The organism is Viridibacillus soli (genome assembly GCF_016612995.1).
Taxonomy (GTDB): Bacteria; Bacillota; Bacilli; order Bacillales_A; family Planococcaceae; genus Viridibacillus; species Viridibacillus soli.
The window spans coordinates 1-1,517 of sequence record NZ_JAEOAH010000010.1 but is presented as its reverse complement, the minus strand read 5'-3'; the positions used below and the strand labels follow the sequence as shown (position 1 = coordinate 1,517).

Annotated in this window: 1 protein-coding gene and 1 pseudogene; one reads left to right on the top strand and one right to left on the bottom strand. The window is 33.3% G+C overall.

Annotated elements, in window-relative coordinates; translation table 11 throughout:
• The first annotated feature begins 10 nt into the window (after nt 1-10).
• Nucleotides 11-672: pseudogene (locus JFL43_RS09750) on the top strand (IS1380 family transposase).
• Nucleotides 673-961: 289 nt separating this feature from the next.
• Here JFL43_RS09750 and JFL43_RS09740 read toward each other — a convergent pair.
• Nucleotides 962-1,327, bottom strand: a complete 366-nt coding sequence (locus JFL43_RS09740; protein WP_200748902.1) for an SdpI family protein — start codon at nt 1,325-1,327, stop codon at nt 962-964.
• Nucleotides 1,328-1,517 lie beyond the last annotated feature (190 nt).

Below are 1,517 nucleotides of genomic sequence, written 5' to 3'. Positions count from 1 at the left end.
GTCTAAAGGTGTGGTAGCTTTTTTGGAGCCTGTTCTCATTCATTTTAAAGACCGCTATCCTCACTGTCCCATCATTATTCGTGCAGATAGTGGCTTTGCAACACCCGAACTGTACAAGTTATGTGAAAAGTATGAGGTTTATTTTGTCATTCGACTAAAAGCCAATGCCAAGTTAAATAGCTTCGCACAAGAATTAGAGGCTCAGATAACGAAAAATCTGGACGTAACATTGGAACCTAGTGTTTTTTATAAAGAAATAAGCTACAAGGCAGCCTCGTGGGAAACAGCAAGAAGAGTCGTCACCAAGCTAGAAAAACCGGCAGATGAACTCTTATGTACCTATACATTTATCGTGACAAACCTTACCGCAAATACTAAAAATATTATGAACATCTATCAAAACCGTGGCGCAATGGAGAACTTTATCAAAGAGGGTAAAAATGGATTTGCGTTTGATTGGTTAAGCAGCCATTCACAAAAAACAAATGCAAACGTCTCCAAATGGCGGTGTTGGCCTATAACTTTCATAATTGGTTTCGGAGAATGTGTTTACTAAAAAAAGTGCGCAATCAAACGATGGAAACAATCCGCGGTCAACTCATCAAAATTGCAGGAAAAGTGACGCGTTCTGCTCGTTACATTACCTGCAAATTATGTAGTAGTTGTTTATAAAAAGAGGTCTTTTGGCAAACATTACAGAATATCCAACAACTGCGAGTCCAAATACAATAAAAGCAGAAGACTAAATTCTTATTTTTAAAATTCGGATAGATACAAGGGAGTAGTCTGCCCGTTTTTCGACTATGATGCTTAATTATTTTAAATTTCAGCTTCATCTGCCGAGATTAATGTGAAAATTGAAAAGCAAAACCACGAAATGAACTCGGATTTCAAAATCCTATTCATTTCGTGGTTTATTTTTGGATAAGAATCTTCTCTATGAATAGTTAGGGTTGTCTCATTATATTAGGTCAGTGTCGGAAGTTTTTTCTAGGTGTTTTAATCTCTTTTCGACTCTTAGTATTATAAAAATTGCCAGCATTACCATCAAACTAACAATTGAAAGAAGAGCATACTCAGTTCTTTTAACTAAAAAACTTAATACACTTCCTAATAATAAAATTAATACACCATATTTAATCAACAATTTAGCGCTATATTCATTGCCTTCTTTCCAAAGAGTCATGTTTTTCATTGAACGCTTAGTTCGATAACCATATAGCCCATTAATATCTTTTGGCGGTTTATAGAGTAACATTAATCCAGACAAGATAAAAATTATACCAATGAGCATACTTATTCCGATATTTAATAGTACTGTGTCCATTGTATTTGCCTCCTTTTTGAAAATTAATAATATATACAATAATATCACATTATTGTAAAAAAGATGTATTTAAATTTGTTCCTGAGTTATATAGGAGAACTTTTCTTTATTTTACTTTTGATATAATATGCTTTCTATTTAGCTCTTAAACAGATTGGTCTGAATGATATAATTCACCAATTATCTTTTT